The 11809-nt window shown below is 37.2% G+C and carries 13 protein-coding genes and 2 pseudogenes; 8 read left to right on the top strand and 7 right to left on the bottom strand.

The features are described from left to right. The 3 genes from AC1DG9_RS17950 to pyrE form a co-directional block, all read right to left on the bottom strand. On the bottom strand, nt 1-361 hold a 361-nt coding region (locus AC1DG9_RS17950), incomplete at its 3' end, for a MarR family transcriptional regulator (protein ID WP_477634989.1). 180 nt (nt 362-541) lie between these two features. After that, entirely contained in the window at nt 542-940 is a 399-nt protein-coding gene (locus AC1DG9_RS17945; RefSeq protein ID WP_172659712.1) for an SRPBCC family protein, read from the bottom strand. Nucleotides 941-947: 7 nt separating this feature from the next. Then, nucleotides 948-1607, bottom strand: a complete 660-nt coding sequence (gene pyrE / locus AC1DG9_RS17940; protein WP_048906744.1) for an orotate phosphoribosyltransferase — start codon at nt 1605-1607, stop codon at nt 948-950. 336 nt (nt 1608-1943) lie between these two features. Here pyrE and AC1DG9_RS17935 point away from each other — a divergent pair, with 336 nt between their 5' ends. Beyond that, nucleotides 1944-2600 carry an NUDIX hydrolase gene (locus AC1DG9_RS17935; protein ID WP_172659713.1) on the top strand — a complete coding sequence of 219 codons (657 nt, stop codon included), beginning with the start codon at nt 1944-1946 and terminating at the stop codon, nt 2598-2600. 11 nt (nt 2601-2611) lie between these two features. Here AC1DG9_RS17935 and AC1DG9_RS17930 read toward each other — a convergent pair. From AC1DG9_RS17930 to AC1DG9_RS17920, 3 genes and pseudogenes are all read right to left on the bottom strand, one after another. Next, nucleotides 2612-2833, bottom strand: a pseudogene (locus tag AC1DG9_RS17930) (adenylyltransferase/cytidyltransferase family protein); the annotation flags it as partial. An 11-nt stretch (nt 2834-2844) separates the two neighbouring features. After that, the gene (locus tag AC1DG9_RS17925; RefSeq protein WP_288878943.1) at nt 2845-3387 is read right to left on the bottom strand and encodes an RsmD family RNA methyltransferase; all 543 of its coding nucleotides are present in this window, start codon (nt 3385-3387) and stop codon (nt 2845-2847) included. Then, complete coding sequence (locus tag AC1DG9_RS17920) at nt 3378-4208, bottom strand: DUF3822 family protein (protein ID WP_172659716.1); 831 nt, start codon at nt 4206-4208, stop codon at nt 3378-3380. Before AC1DG9_RS17920 ends, AC1DG9_RS17925 begins: the two co-directional genes overlap by 10 nt. 52 nt (nt 4209-4260) lie before the next feature. Between AC1DG9_RS17920 and AC1DG9_RS17915 the strand changes: the two genes are divergently transcribed. The 4 genes from AC1DG9_RS17915 to AC1DG9_RS17900 are packed head-to-tail and all read left to right on the top strand — an operon-like array spanning nt 4261 to nt 8600. Continuing rightward, complete coding sequence (locus tag AC1DG9_RS17915) at nt 4261-5697, top strand: ATP-dependent DNA helicase (protein ID WP_172659717.1); 1437 nt, start codon at nt 4261-4263, stop codon at nt 5695-5697. Nucleotides 5698-5719: 22 nt separating this feature from the next. Continuing rightward, nucleotides 5720-6409: an MCP four helix bundle domain-containing protein gene (locus AC1DG9_RS17910; RefSeq protein ID WP_477634988.1), complete on the top strand. Its 690-nt coding sequence runs from the start codon at nt 5720-5722 to the stop codon at nt 6407-6409. After that, the gene (locus AC1DG9_RS17905; protein ID WP_448104569.1) at nt 6387-6881 is read left to right on the top strand and encodes a GtrA family protein; all 495 of its coding nucleotides are present in this window, start codon (nt 6387-6389) and stop codon (nt 6879-6881) included. The genes AC1DG9_RS17910 and AC1DG9_RS17905 overlap by 23 nt, the downstream gene beginning before the upstream one ends. Before the next feature lie 12 nt (nt 6882-6893). Beyond that, nucleotides 6894-8600: an ArnT family glycosyltransferase gene (locus AC1DG9_RS17900; protein ID WP_288878944.1), complete on the top strand. Its 1707-nt coding sequence runs from the start codon at nt 6894-6896 to the stop codon at nt 8598-8600. A 128-nt stretch (nt 8601-8728) separates the two neighbouring features. On the opposite strand, the gene AC1DG9_RS17895 is transcribed toward AC1DG9_RS17900, so the two are convergent. Beyond that, nucleotides 8729-9025 (bottom strand): Dabb family protein, encoded by a 297-nt coding sequence (locus AC1DG9_RS17895; RefSeq protein ID WP_172659721.1) that lies wholly within the window; start codon nt 9023-9025, stop codon nt 8729-8731. A 240-nt stretch (nt 9026-9265) separates the two neighbouring features. On the opposite strand from AC1DG9_RS17895, the gene AC1DG9_RS17890 reads away from it, so the two are divergent. From AC1DG9_RS17890 to AC1DG9_RS17880, 3 genes and pseudogenes are all read left to right on the top strand, one after another. Continuing rightward, nucleotides 9266-10294, top strand: coding sequence for an AAA family ATPase (locus tag AC1DG9_RS17890; RefSeq protein WP_172659722.1), 1029 nt, complete (start codon nt 9266-9268; stop codon nt 10292-10294). A gap of 3 nt (nt 10295-10297) precedes the next feature. Then, nucleotides 10298-11173, top strand: coding sequence for a DUF58 domain-containing protein (locus tag AC1DG9_RS17885; RefSeq protein WP_172659723.1), 876 nt, complete (start codon nt 10298-10300; stop codon nt 11171-11173). Nucleotides 11174-11178: 5 nt separating this feature from the next. Next, nucleotides 11179-11809, top strand: a pseudogene (locus AC1DG9_RS17880) (hypothetical protein); the annotation flags it as partial.

The following is an 11809-nucleotide window of genomic DNA, read 5'->3' as shown; positions in this document are numbered from 1 at the left end:
CAGCTGTATACATCTCCATTGCCCATGGAAGTAGTTTTTCTTGAAGATCTTTTCCTTGTTTTGTTAAGTGGATGAGGTTGTTTCGCCTATCGTTTCCATCGGGCATTCTATTAACCAGATCGCGCTTAACCAGGTTGTCCAATAAATAAGTCATGCTGGCTTTTTCTTTGATAATGCGATCAGCTATTTCCTGTTGATTTATGCCATCCTTTTCCCATAAACACATTAGTACTTCGAGCATTTCGTAAGTAATATTTAGCTGGTTTTCTTTAATTCTGGCCTGAATAAACTGGCGCGAACGGCTTCGCATTTCAATTACTGCACGACCAAGCTCAAGGGCTAGTGAGGCTTTGCTATTCATAAGTTTTATTTTGTTAGAATAAAGTTAAGGAATAGATAGTATAGTATTTAACTATTGTGTGTCATAATTTTGAAATTATATCGGGCGACACGGATGGGTAGAAGCAAAAAAAGCTGGCCATATGGCCAGCTTTCGGACGATTATTAAGGGTATACTACTCACAACAAGTGCAGGTATGTATTATTTTAATATTTCTGTTAATCTTTGAGTTTGATGATCAGCAAGATTTTGCAAAGGTTTCACAGCCAGCATTTTCATCATCATATTAAGATCTGCAGAGATAATATGTTTTGCAATAGTTCCGCCGTTACCGTTGTCAGCCACTGTCCATTTTAATTCAACATCAAAAGGAGGTTTTTCTGTTGGTATAGCAGTTAGTTCCTTGTTTTCTACGCGATCAGATATCTTGATTGCTAGTTTAGCCATGTTCTGGATGGTGAAGCTAGCTTCATCTGTTGTAGAAGACCAGTTGTAAATGTTTTCTGGCATTAATTGCTGATGGTTGTTCATATCAGCCAAAAATGAATATACCTTTTCAACCGGTAGGTTTAACTCTACGGAGCTTTCAATAACTGTCATTATAATTTTAAGTTAATTGTTCTAATTCTTTTCCCCAGTCGGCTGGGTTTCTACGCCATTTAGTAAGCAAATCAACATCATTTTGTGCAATGAAGCTGTGCTCAGCAGCATATTCTATTAGTGTATTGTAGTTAGAAAGGGTCGAGAAACGACATTTTGCTTCTTTGAAGTTTTCTTCGGCCTGATCAAAACCATAGGTAAAGATTGCAACTAATCCTGCTACAGAAAGGCCTGCATTTCTTAAAGCATCAACAGCCTGAAGACTGCTTTTTCCTGTTGAAATTAAATCTTCTATAACAACAACACGTTGTCCTTCAACTATTTCTCCTTCAATTAAACTTCCGGTTCCATGCTCTTTTGCTTTCGATCTAACATAAGCGAAAGGCAAACCGAGCTCTTGAGCAACCAATGCACCTTGAGGTATACCAGCAGTGGCAACACCAGCTATTAAATCTACAGAACCATATTCTTCCTGTATTAATTGCGTAAGCTTTTGTCTGATATAAGTTCTAACAGAAGGATGGGAAAGTGTGATCCTATTGTCACAGTAAATAGGAGATTTCCAACCTGAAGCCCAGGTAAACGGGTTGTTAGGTTGTAATTTTATTGCTTTTATTTGTAATAAAAATTCAGCTACTTTTAATTCAATATCACTTTTATTATACATGTCTCAAAATTACGGAATTTCTGGCGTTTTGCTTGTAAGCGTAATAAACTTTTTATTTATCGCTTATTAGAAAAATGCTGAAAACTCTTGTTTAATTCAATCTAGAACTGGCAAATATCCGTAATAAAAATCAATGCTGAAAGTCTTTTCTGTGATCGGCTGTGAATCAGTAGTATCTGAGATTTATTTTTTGTTTTTTCTATAAATGTAAGAGCAGTATGTTATAATTCTGTATTTTTAAACCTCGATTTTATTCCGGTAACAACCGGATTAAAAAGAATGCTTTAATAGTATTGCTGCGGAGAACTAAATGATAACGAAAACGACTACCTTCTGATGAAGAATTACAGAATTTATATTAACGATAATACTTTGTTTATTGCGGACTTGATGCCTAAACAAATAAAGAAAGTTCAACAGCTTGATAAGCAGGATTTTGATTTTGAACTCTTCTATAAGAATTTAGAAAAGGTATCTGGAAAAGACTATATACTACTTGATCCGGATCCTAAACAATTATTTAAAAAGATTAAAAAAAGCTGTGAACTTATAAAAGCTGCTGGTGGTTTAGTGAAAAATGTGAAAGGCAATTACCTCTTTATTTTTAGAAATAAGAAGTGGGATTTGCCCAAAGGTAAGGTAGAAAAAGATGAGAAAATGAAGGAAGCCGCCCTTCGTGAGGTTGAAGAGGAGTGTGGAGTAAAGATTTTTACCAACGATGAAAAGCTATGTAAAACTTATCATGTTTATACGCTTGGGAGTAAATTGGTGCTTAAGAAAACCAACTGGTACAGCATGACAGTAAAGGGAGAGCCTAAACTGATTCCTCAAAAAGAAGAAGGAATAACCAAAGCAAGCTGGCTAAGCAAACTGGAACTTAATCAGGTATTAAAGAATACCTATCCTTCAATTGTTCAGGTAATGGAAGTTGGGGGCCTTTTAGAAGATAATATTGTAGTAAAACCAGTTTTACATGCTATAAAAAAGGTATAGCTTGTGGCGGTAACTGTAAGCCCTTCGTATAGTTCAACTTCCACTTTTGGCTCCTGTTCAAAAACCTTTCTTACAATTTCTTCGCGTTTATCGGCCGACAGGAATCCTTGTTTGGAACTGTTTAAGCCAATACCCACTACAATTTTATCAAATAAAGGTAACGCGCGCTTTAAAATATCTACGTGAGCTATGGTAATCGGGTCAAATGAGCCAGGAAATAGTGCAATCTTCATGGTTAAATATACTAATTGGAGGGCTTTTCAAAAAAACTAAATGAAGAGTTGCCATATCTTCTGGTTTCGGTATAACCGGGCTGATTGTTTAATTTTAATAGTGATGGGTGTTCTACTATAAGCAAACCATTATCTGTTAACAGGTTATTTTTCATTACCAGCTCCGGAATTAATGGAATKGTTGACAAATCATAAGGTGGATCAGCAAAAATGATCTGATAGGATTTGGTGTGACTTTGCAGAAACTTAAATACATCGGCTTTTTGCACATCAATTTCATTTAACTGATATTTTTCGATAACAGATTTTACCCAATAAATACAGCCAGAGTGTTTATCAACCGCTGTTACCTGTTTAATGCCTCTTGATGCAAATTCAAAGCTGATGTTTCCTGTTCCACAAAATAGATCAAGAACGGTACAGCTATCAAAGTCATAAGTGTTGTAAAGGATATTGAAAAGAGCCTCTTTGGCCATATCTGTTGTTGGCCTTACCGGCAAGCTTTCGGGTGCATTAAAGCGAATACCCTTTAATTTTCCACCAATTATCCGCATTGATCAAGGGCTAATAGACTACTGTAATAATGAGCAGGCATGTCATCTAAAATTTTTTTGTCAACTTCATTACCGGTTGTCGGGATGAAATTGATGGTTTTGAAGTACTTTTCAATGCATTTGTATTGACTATCTCCGTCGTTGATGATTCCACTAAGGTAGATGTCAGTTTTTGAGGTGTCTATATTAAGCTGATTGATAATGAAAAGCAGGTAGTAGTTAAATTCCTCAGCGTTCTCGATTTGAAAATAATTTTGGAATATCAGTTTACCGCCATCGGTATATATTACATTAAATGAGCCCACAGTAAAATCAAGTACCAGGCTAAGCTTTTCATTGTCTTTGGAAAGCGATAAAACAGGTGCTGCATGATCAAATAGTTTGCAGTTTGACAGCGAAACATTTAAGGTTTCTTCTATGAACTTATTTAGTGTAAAGATGGATGTGAAACCAAAATTGGCAAAAGGCTGGGTGTAAAGGTTATTAGATTGTTCTTCTGCAAAGAATTTTGCGAAGTCRTTTAAATTCTGCTCATTGAACAAGTCATTGGGTATGGCTATTGAATTTTCGGTATGTACCGAAGCCTTAATTTCTTTAAATGGCAAACTTAAATAGCTGTCTGTCCTTAGTTTTTCGGAAAGCGCTTTGCTTACATTCTGACATTCCTGCTGGTCGTAAACTGCCTTTAACTGATTGTTGCTCTTGTCTATAATGGCATACGAAAAACTATCGGCAGTAATTTTTATTAACAGGTTGCAGTCTGCCGCTGTATTCGGGTCAAACTCCGGATCAACTAATAATATGCTATTTTTGCTGTTCATATGAACAAAATTAATCCTTTTTTCTATAACATCACCATTGCATATTTGTTAAATGGATAAAGCGACCCTAATAGCCCAGTCTTATCAATTTACTCCTACTGCAGAACAGTTTACTTTTTGCAGTGAAATGGCTTCTTTTTTGTCACATCAATTAGATGGTCAGTGTTTCATACTAAGGGGGTATGCAGGTACAGGTAAAACTACCTCGGTAGCCGCGCTGGTAAAGGCTTTACCTAAGTTTACTTTACGCGCTGTTTTGTTGGCTCCTACGGGAAGGGCTGCAAAAGTAATGAGCAACTATACCGGCAGAAAAGCATTAACCATTCATAAAAAGATCTATAGAAAAAAAACTGCAGTAGCTACTGATATGTCATTCCAGTTGGCCCCAAACCTGGCAGAGCATACTTTATTTATCATTGATGAGGCATCTATGATTGCCGACGAGTGGAATACGCAAACGGGTTCGTCGTTTTTAAAAGACCTGATGGAGTTTGTGTATAACGGAAAAAATTGTGCAGTTGTTTTTGTGGGCGATACTGCCCAGTTGCCACCGGTTGGAAGTCTGGATAGTCCGGCATTAAATAAAGAATACATTGCTTCAAATTTTGGGATGAGGGTAACGGCTGTGGAGCTAAAAGAGGTGGTGCGTCAGGAAAAGAAATCGGGGATATTGGCCAATGCTACTATGCTTAGAAAACTGATTAATGATGACAGTGAGACAGAAAAGGTTGAGCTGCCAAAGTTCATCACTAAAAACTATAAAGATATTTTTAGAATGACGGGCGTAAAACTAGTTGAAGGATTGGAATACGCCTATAACAAGTTCGGTATAGAGAATTCACTTGTAGTTTGCAGATCTAATAAGTCTGCGAATGTTTATAATCAGCAGATCAGAGCCAGACTATTGTACCGTGAAGAAGAGCTGACAGGGGGCGATCAGATCATGGTAGTTCGGAATAACTATTTCTGGCTGCCGGAGAATGAGTCGGCTGCTTTTATCGCAAATGGAGACATGGCCAGGATACGCAGGGTAAGGGGTATTGAAGAGCGCTATGGTTTTCGGTTTTGCGAAGTTCAGCTAGAATTTCTTGATTTCCCGGAAGCAGGGGAGGTTACCTGCAAAGTTATATTGGATACGCTGACTGCAGAAACACCAAACCTTTCTTATGAGCAAAGCAATAAGCTTTTTGAAGGGCTTAATCTGGATTATGATCATATAAGCAACAAAAGAGATCGTTTAAATAAAATTAAAGAAGATCCATATTATAATGCACTACAAATTAAATTCGCTTACGCGGTAACCTGCCATAAGGCCCAGGGCGGGCAATGGGATGCTGTATTTGTGGATCAAGGTTATTTAACGGAAGAGATGATCGATATGGATTTCCTAAGATGGCTTTATACTGGGGTAACAAGAGCGAAAAAAGAATTATTTTTAGTAAATTTTGCACAAAACCTATTCTCTTCTCCTGCTGAAGAACAATTTTAGATGCTAACCTGAACTTACTGATATGAGATTTGCTTACTCTATTAAACAAAAAATGAAAATTGCAGTGCTGTTATTCTGTATAATGGCGTGCACAATACTGATCAGGTTTCTGGAAGATAAGAGTGTTAAAAGCATGAATGAGTCATTTGTTTCGATGTATAACGATCGCCTTATTCCAGCTACAGACTTATTTTACGTTGCTGAGAATGCTTATGCAAAGAAATCGATGATCGAGGATTTTTTGAATACAGCTTATGAGCAATCTTTTAATCCCGCTGTTTTTAAAGCCCAGCTTGCATCGTACAACAGGGCAATAGATTCTTTAATTAAAAAGTATGAGAAAACTTTTCTGGTTAAACAGGAAAAGGAAAAGCTGATTGTTTTAAAAGATGGTCTTGAAAGTACAGGGAAGATTGAAGATCAAATCATGGCCTTTGCTGATAAAAGAGATATTTCCAGTGCCAGGAAACTTTATGCACAAGAGGGAAGAGCTTCGTCAAAAGGCACGATTCAAAAATTATCTGAATTAATGAGGATACAAACCCAGGTTGGTGAGGAACTAATTAAAGATTCAGCGTTTATGGTTTCAGGTAGCAAACTGTACTCGACTTTACAAGTTGCATTAGCTATTCTTATTRGTATTTTAATAGTAGGAATTGTCTTTACATCGAACGTTGTAAAGATCAATAATGATAAATTTAACCTTAATTAACCATTTATTACAGGCTTTTCCATTACAGATTATTATGTTTGTTTCTGCAAAAAGTAACAACATGACACCAATAGCGGCCATTGAATTTAATAGTGCTTTCTTTTTCAAGTTTTTAAAATTCGGGTTGGTAGGTTTCTCAGGTCTTATTGTTGATTTTGGTATTACTTATCTCTGTAAAGAAAAATTAAAGATTCATAAGTATATATCCAATTCATTGGGTTTTATAGTAGCAACAGGGTCTAACTACACACTTAACAGATACTGGACTTTTGATAATCATAATCCCGCCAGCATTATTCAGTTTGGTAAGTTCTTTGTGATTTCGTTGGTAGGATTGGCGATTAGTAATATGATTATTTATTTGCTGAATGATAAGTTGAAATGGAATTTTTATGTTGCCAAAGCCTGTGCAATAGTATTGGTTTCATTGTGGAACTTTTTTGCAAACTATCTTTACACATTTACTGGATAAACCCTACTGCTAATGCTGCAAACAAAAAAAAGTTCTGAACAGATATTGTTTATATTTCTGGGAATATGGACTGTATTTAATATCATTCAGGCTGGTTTTGTAGAGGTTCATGCTGATGAGGCTTATTACTGGGTTTATTCGAGATTTTTAGACTGGGGGTATTTTGATCATCCGCCAATGGTTGCCCTGTTTATTAAAATAGGCGATTCATTATTGCCTTCTACCCTTGGATTGAGGATATTAACGGTTATAACAAGCACGCTCTCTGTTTATTTGCTGTGGCAAATTGTAGGTCGTTATGTCCAAAATATAAAGCTCTTTATTCTGCTGTTTTCAGCAATAGTACTGTTCCATGTATATGGGTTTATCACCACACCAGATTCTCCTCTCTTCTTTTTTACGGTATTGTTCTTTTATGTGTATCAACGTTACGAAGCTGAGAATAAGATTAAATGGGCTTTGCTATTGGCCCTGGTTATTGCCTGCTTACTTTTCAGTAAGTACCATGGCATATTGGTTTTGTTTTTTACCATATTGTCTAATCTTAAATTATTAAAAAGGCCATCTTTCTGGCTTATTGTAGTCATATCTATAGTTGCTTATCTGCCGCATATACTGTGGCAGGTTCATAATAATTACCCGTCATTTTATTACCATGTGATAGATCGATCTGCGGCTATTTATAAGTTTAATTTTACTTCAGAATACTTCCTTGCACAGCTTGCACTTGCCGGCCCGCTTGTTGGTTGGTTTTTATATAAATCGGTAGTGGGTTTGAAATCCTCAGATACCTTTCTTAGGGCAGTTAAATTTAATTTTTACGGAATATTTATATTCTTTTTGTTTAGCACCCTAAAGGGAAGAGTAGAGGCCCACTGGACATTACCTGCCATGTTATGCCTGTTTATTCTGGCTTATATTGATATGGCCAGAAAGCCTGTGCCTAAATGGTTTGAGAAACTCGCTATCGTTAATATTGCATTAATTGTTTTGGTGCGGCTGATATTGATCATCCCGATAGATGCTTTAATGAAGGTAAATGTTGTTGCGTATTATTTTGGAACGGAGAAGTGGGCTAAACAAATCCATGAAAAGGCCGGTGATTATCCGGTAATATTTTACAACTCGTTTCAAACTCCATCGAGATATAATTATTATAACCGCAGCACAAAGGGTTTTAGCTATGATTCAAGATATTACAGGAAAAACCAGTACGATATATGGCCTTTAGAAGATAGCCTTAGGAACAAGAAGGTTTATTTTGTAATACCTGATAGTCATGGTGATCAGGCCAAACAAGATACTATTAACACAAGTAAAGGCGTGTTTTATGGAGCATGGATAGATAAGGTAAGAATGTATCAGAAGGTATCTGTGAATCCGGTTGTAGCTCCGGGAGATTGGAAGAGCGGAGAGGCTAAGACTTTGAAATTGAAGATAACTAATCCTTACAATGAGCCCATTTCATTGGGCAATAAGGGGGAAACCTGGAAATGTTACCTGGAATACGGGTTTAAAAAGGATGATACGCTAAGTGAGTTTAAACCTGTTGTAACGAATTTGGAGCATATTCAGATTGGGGCAGGAGCGTCTGTAGAAATAGAGGGAGTGATAAAAGCGCCGGTTCAGGCAGGGAAATATAAAATGATCTTTTCTTTAAGGACAGAGCCTTTTTTAGGGGGAAGAAACAGCAACATGATTGGTGTTGAAGTGAGATAATACACTCGTCATTCTGAATTTATTTCAGAATCTCGTTTAAGCAGGTCTGTTAATACCATGAGTTGGATTCTGAAATAAATTCAGAATGACGAACGATTAATAATTCAGCATAACAAATGCGCTTTGAATTATTGTGCGTCGTATATGATTACTTTTTCAAAAAGACTACGGAATTCATCTAAAAAAGCGGTATGTAAGTGGTGTACCTGATAAACATCGTGTCCGGCAAGATCCTCAAAGAAGATGCTAAGTGAAAAGGTATAAGTAGTATCAACAACTGCGCGTTCAATAGGTGCAGGTGTACCGATATGTAATGTTTTTACAGATTCTACACCCTTAAGGGTTTCCAGGCTTTTTCTGAAGGCAACTTTTTGTTCTTCGGTAGTGTCGGCTTTAAGCCAGAATAATACGTGATGAGCTAGCATATGATATATTTTTCGGTAAATATAAAAAAGAATCGGAGATAGGTCCTAAGATCTATCCCCGAAATCTAACTAGCGTGCACAATAGAAACGGGATAAGATACTGAAACGCTACAGTGCCTATGAACTAAAATTAACAACGTTAAATGTGAGTTTTAACATATTTTAACAATAAACAGGTTTTAAGGGCTTGCGAAAGGGTTAAGGTTTGTCTAATTTTCGCAGCGAAAATAAATGGTCTAAATGGAAGAAGTAAATAATACCACTGACAGCTTGGCGTATGGCACTGATATCCGTGCGCTGAACGAAATGATACAAAAGGAAAGCGCATTTATCGATCTGCTTTTTATGGAGATGGATAAAGTGATTGTTGGCCAAAGATATATGGTAGAGCGCTTAATGATCGGTCTGCTTGCAGACGGACATATTTTGTTAGAGGGCGTACCCGGACTTGCAAAAACACTTGCAATCAATACCTTATCTAAAACTATTGATGCAGGCTTCAGCAGAATCCAGTTTACACCAGATCTTTTACCGGCCGATTTGGTAGGTACTATGATCTATAATCAGAAAAAAGAAGAATTTATTGTTAGAAAAGGTCCTTTGTTCTCTAATTTCATCCTTGCAGATGAGATCAACAGGGCACCGGCAAAAGTGCAGAGTGCTTTATTAGAGGCTATGCAAGAGCGCCAGGTGACTATTGGAGACACTACTTTTGAATTACCTAAACCTTTCCTGGTTTTAGCAACCCAGAACCCAATAGAACAAGAAGGAACTTATCCATTGCCAGAGGCACAGGTTGATAGGTTTATGCTTAAAGTAGTGATCGGCTATCCTAAAAAGGAAGATGAAAAGCTGATCATGAGAGCAAATATTGCCCCTCAGGGAATGCCAAAACCAAAAGCTATCCTACATCCTGATGATATCATCAGAGCAAGGAAGGTTGTAAGGGAAGTATATATGGATGAAAAAATTGAGCAATATATTATCGATATCGTTTTTGCTACCCGTTACCCGGATCAATATAAACTGGCAGATTATAAAAACCTGATCAGTTTTGGAGCCTCACCACGCGCAAGCATAAATCTTGCCTTGGCTTCAAAAGCCTATGCTTTTATAAAAAGAAGAGGATATGTGATTCCAGAAGATGTAAGAGCTGTTTGCCATGATGTTTTAAGACATAGAATAGGTTTGACCTATGAGGCTGAGGCGGAAGATATTAATACAGAAACCATCATTACAGGAATATTGAATGCAGTAGAAGTACCATAGCTTATGGATACCAAAGATCTCTTAAAAAAAGTAAGAAAGATTGAAATTAAAACCCGTGGGTTAAGTAATCAGATCTTCTCGGGAGAATATCAATCGGCATTTAAAGGCCGGGGTATGGCCTTTAGTGAAGTCAGGGAATACCAGATGGGTGACGAGATTCGTACCATCGACTGGAATGTTACTGCCCGTTTTAATCACCCTTATGTAAAGGTGTTTGACGAAGAAAGGGAGATGACAGTGATGTTACTTGTTGATGTTAGCGGGTCTAAGAATTTCGGAACGCAGACCCAGCAAAAACAAGAACTTGCTACCGAGGTATGTGCCGTGCTGGCATTTTCTGCTATACAGAACAATGATAAGGTAGGTGTATTGTTTTTTAGCGATAAGGTAGAAAAGTTCATCCCTCCTAAAAAGGGAAGAAGTCATATTTTGATGATCATCAGGGAACTGATAGATTTTAAACCTCAGAACAGGGGTACAAATGTAGCTGAAGCTTTAAGATACTTTACCAGCGCTATTAACAAAAGATGCACTTCCTTTCTGATCTCTGATTTTATGAGTAATTCTTTTGAGAATGAACTTAAAATAGCCAACAGAAAACACGATCTTATCGCACTTAGGTTATATGACTTGCATGAGGAAGAATTTCCTAACCTGGGACTTATCCCTGTTAGGGATGAAGAAACCGGTGAGTACGAGTGGGTAAATACTGGGGATAAACGTGTTAGACAGGCTTATAAAGTTGCAGCAATGGAGAGAAATGGGAAACTAGAAGATCTTTTTAAGAGATCAGGAGTAGATTTTACAAAAATTGGAACCCATCAGTCATATATTAAACCATTAATGACATTATTTAAAAAACGCGAAGCCAGAAGGTAGGGGATATGAAGCAATATTTTAATTTTAGCTGGTGTTTAATGCTATGCCTGGCTTGCTTTACTTATAAAAGTAATGCTCAGGATATAAAGGTAGAGGCTAAACTAGATAAGTCGACCATTGTTTTGGGAGACCAGACAATTTTGCGCTTAAGTGCCCGATTGCCGGTAAATGAGAAAATCAGTTTTCCTGCATTGGCAGATACCATTTCTTCTAAAATACAGATTGTAGAGGTTGGCAAAACCGATRCTATAGCAGATAAGAATAATCCTAAAGTGGCTACAATTAGTCGCCAATATACAATCACTTCTTTTGATGCCGGATTGCAGGCCGTTCCGGCTTTCTTGTTCCAGGTAAACACGCAAAGTTTTAAAACCGATCCTTTGCCCTTACAGGTTACTGCTGTTGCTGTTGATACTACAAAGGCCATTTATGACATAAAGCAGCCCCTTGCAGTAAAATATTCCTTTTTAGATTGGCTAAGGGACCATTGGCAGTGGGTATTATTGTCGTTCGTGATAATTTTACTGATTGCAGGGGTGATCTATTACCTATGGCAGAAAAGGAAGAACAAACCKGTTAAGGTGGAGGTTAAGCCATTGGTACCTGCAGATGTAACCGCATTAAATAAGCTAGCCG

The organism is Pedobacter sp. 05L430, assembly GCF_056397585.1.
The sequence above is the reverse complement of the archived record's forward strand: the minus strand, read 5'-3'. Positions and strand labels throughout refer to the sequence as shown.

Excerpts from the sequence above, each read along its gene's own strand:
- AC1DG9_RS17945 (WP_172659712.1), bottom strand. The coding sequence starts at position 940 with ATGACAGTTATTGAAAGCTCCGTAGAGTTAAACCTACCGGTTGAAAAG.
- pyrE (WP_048906744.1), bottom strand. The coding sequence starts at position 1,607 with ATGTATAATAAAAGTGATATTGAATTAAAAGTAGCTGAATTTTTATTA.
- AC1DG9_RS17935 (WP_172659713.1), top strand. The coding sequence starts at position 1,944 with ATGAAGAATTACAGAATTTATATTAACGATAATACTTTGTTTATTGCG.
- AC1DG9_RS17915 (WP_172659717.1), top strand. The coding sequence starts at position 4,261 with ATGGATAAAGCGACCCTAATAGCCCAGTCTTATCAATTTACTCCTACT.
- AC1DG9_RS17905 (WP_448104569.1), top strand. The coding sequence starts at position 6,387 with ATGATAAATTTAACCTTAATTAACCATTTATTACAGGCTTTTCCATTA.
- AC1DG9_RS17900 (WP_288878944.1), top strand. The coding sequence starts at position 6,894 with ATGCTGCAAACAAAAAAAAGTTCTGAACAGATATTGTTTATATTTCTG.
- AC1DG9_RS17895 (WP_172659721.1), bottom strand. The coding sequence starts at position 9,025 with ATGCTAGCTCATCACGTATTATTCTGGCTTAAAGCCGACACTACCGAA.
- AC1DG9_RS17890 (WP_172659722.1), top strand. The coding sequence starts at position 9,266 with ATGGAAGAAGTAAATAATACCACTGACAGCTTGGCGTATGGCACTGAT.
- AC1DG9_RS17885 (WP_172659723.1), top strand. The coding sequence starts at position 10,298 with ATGGATACCAAAGATCTCTTAAAAAAAGTAAGAAAGATTGAAATTAAA.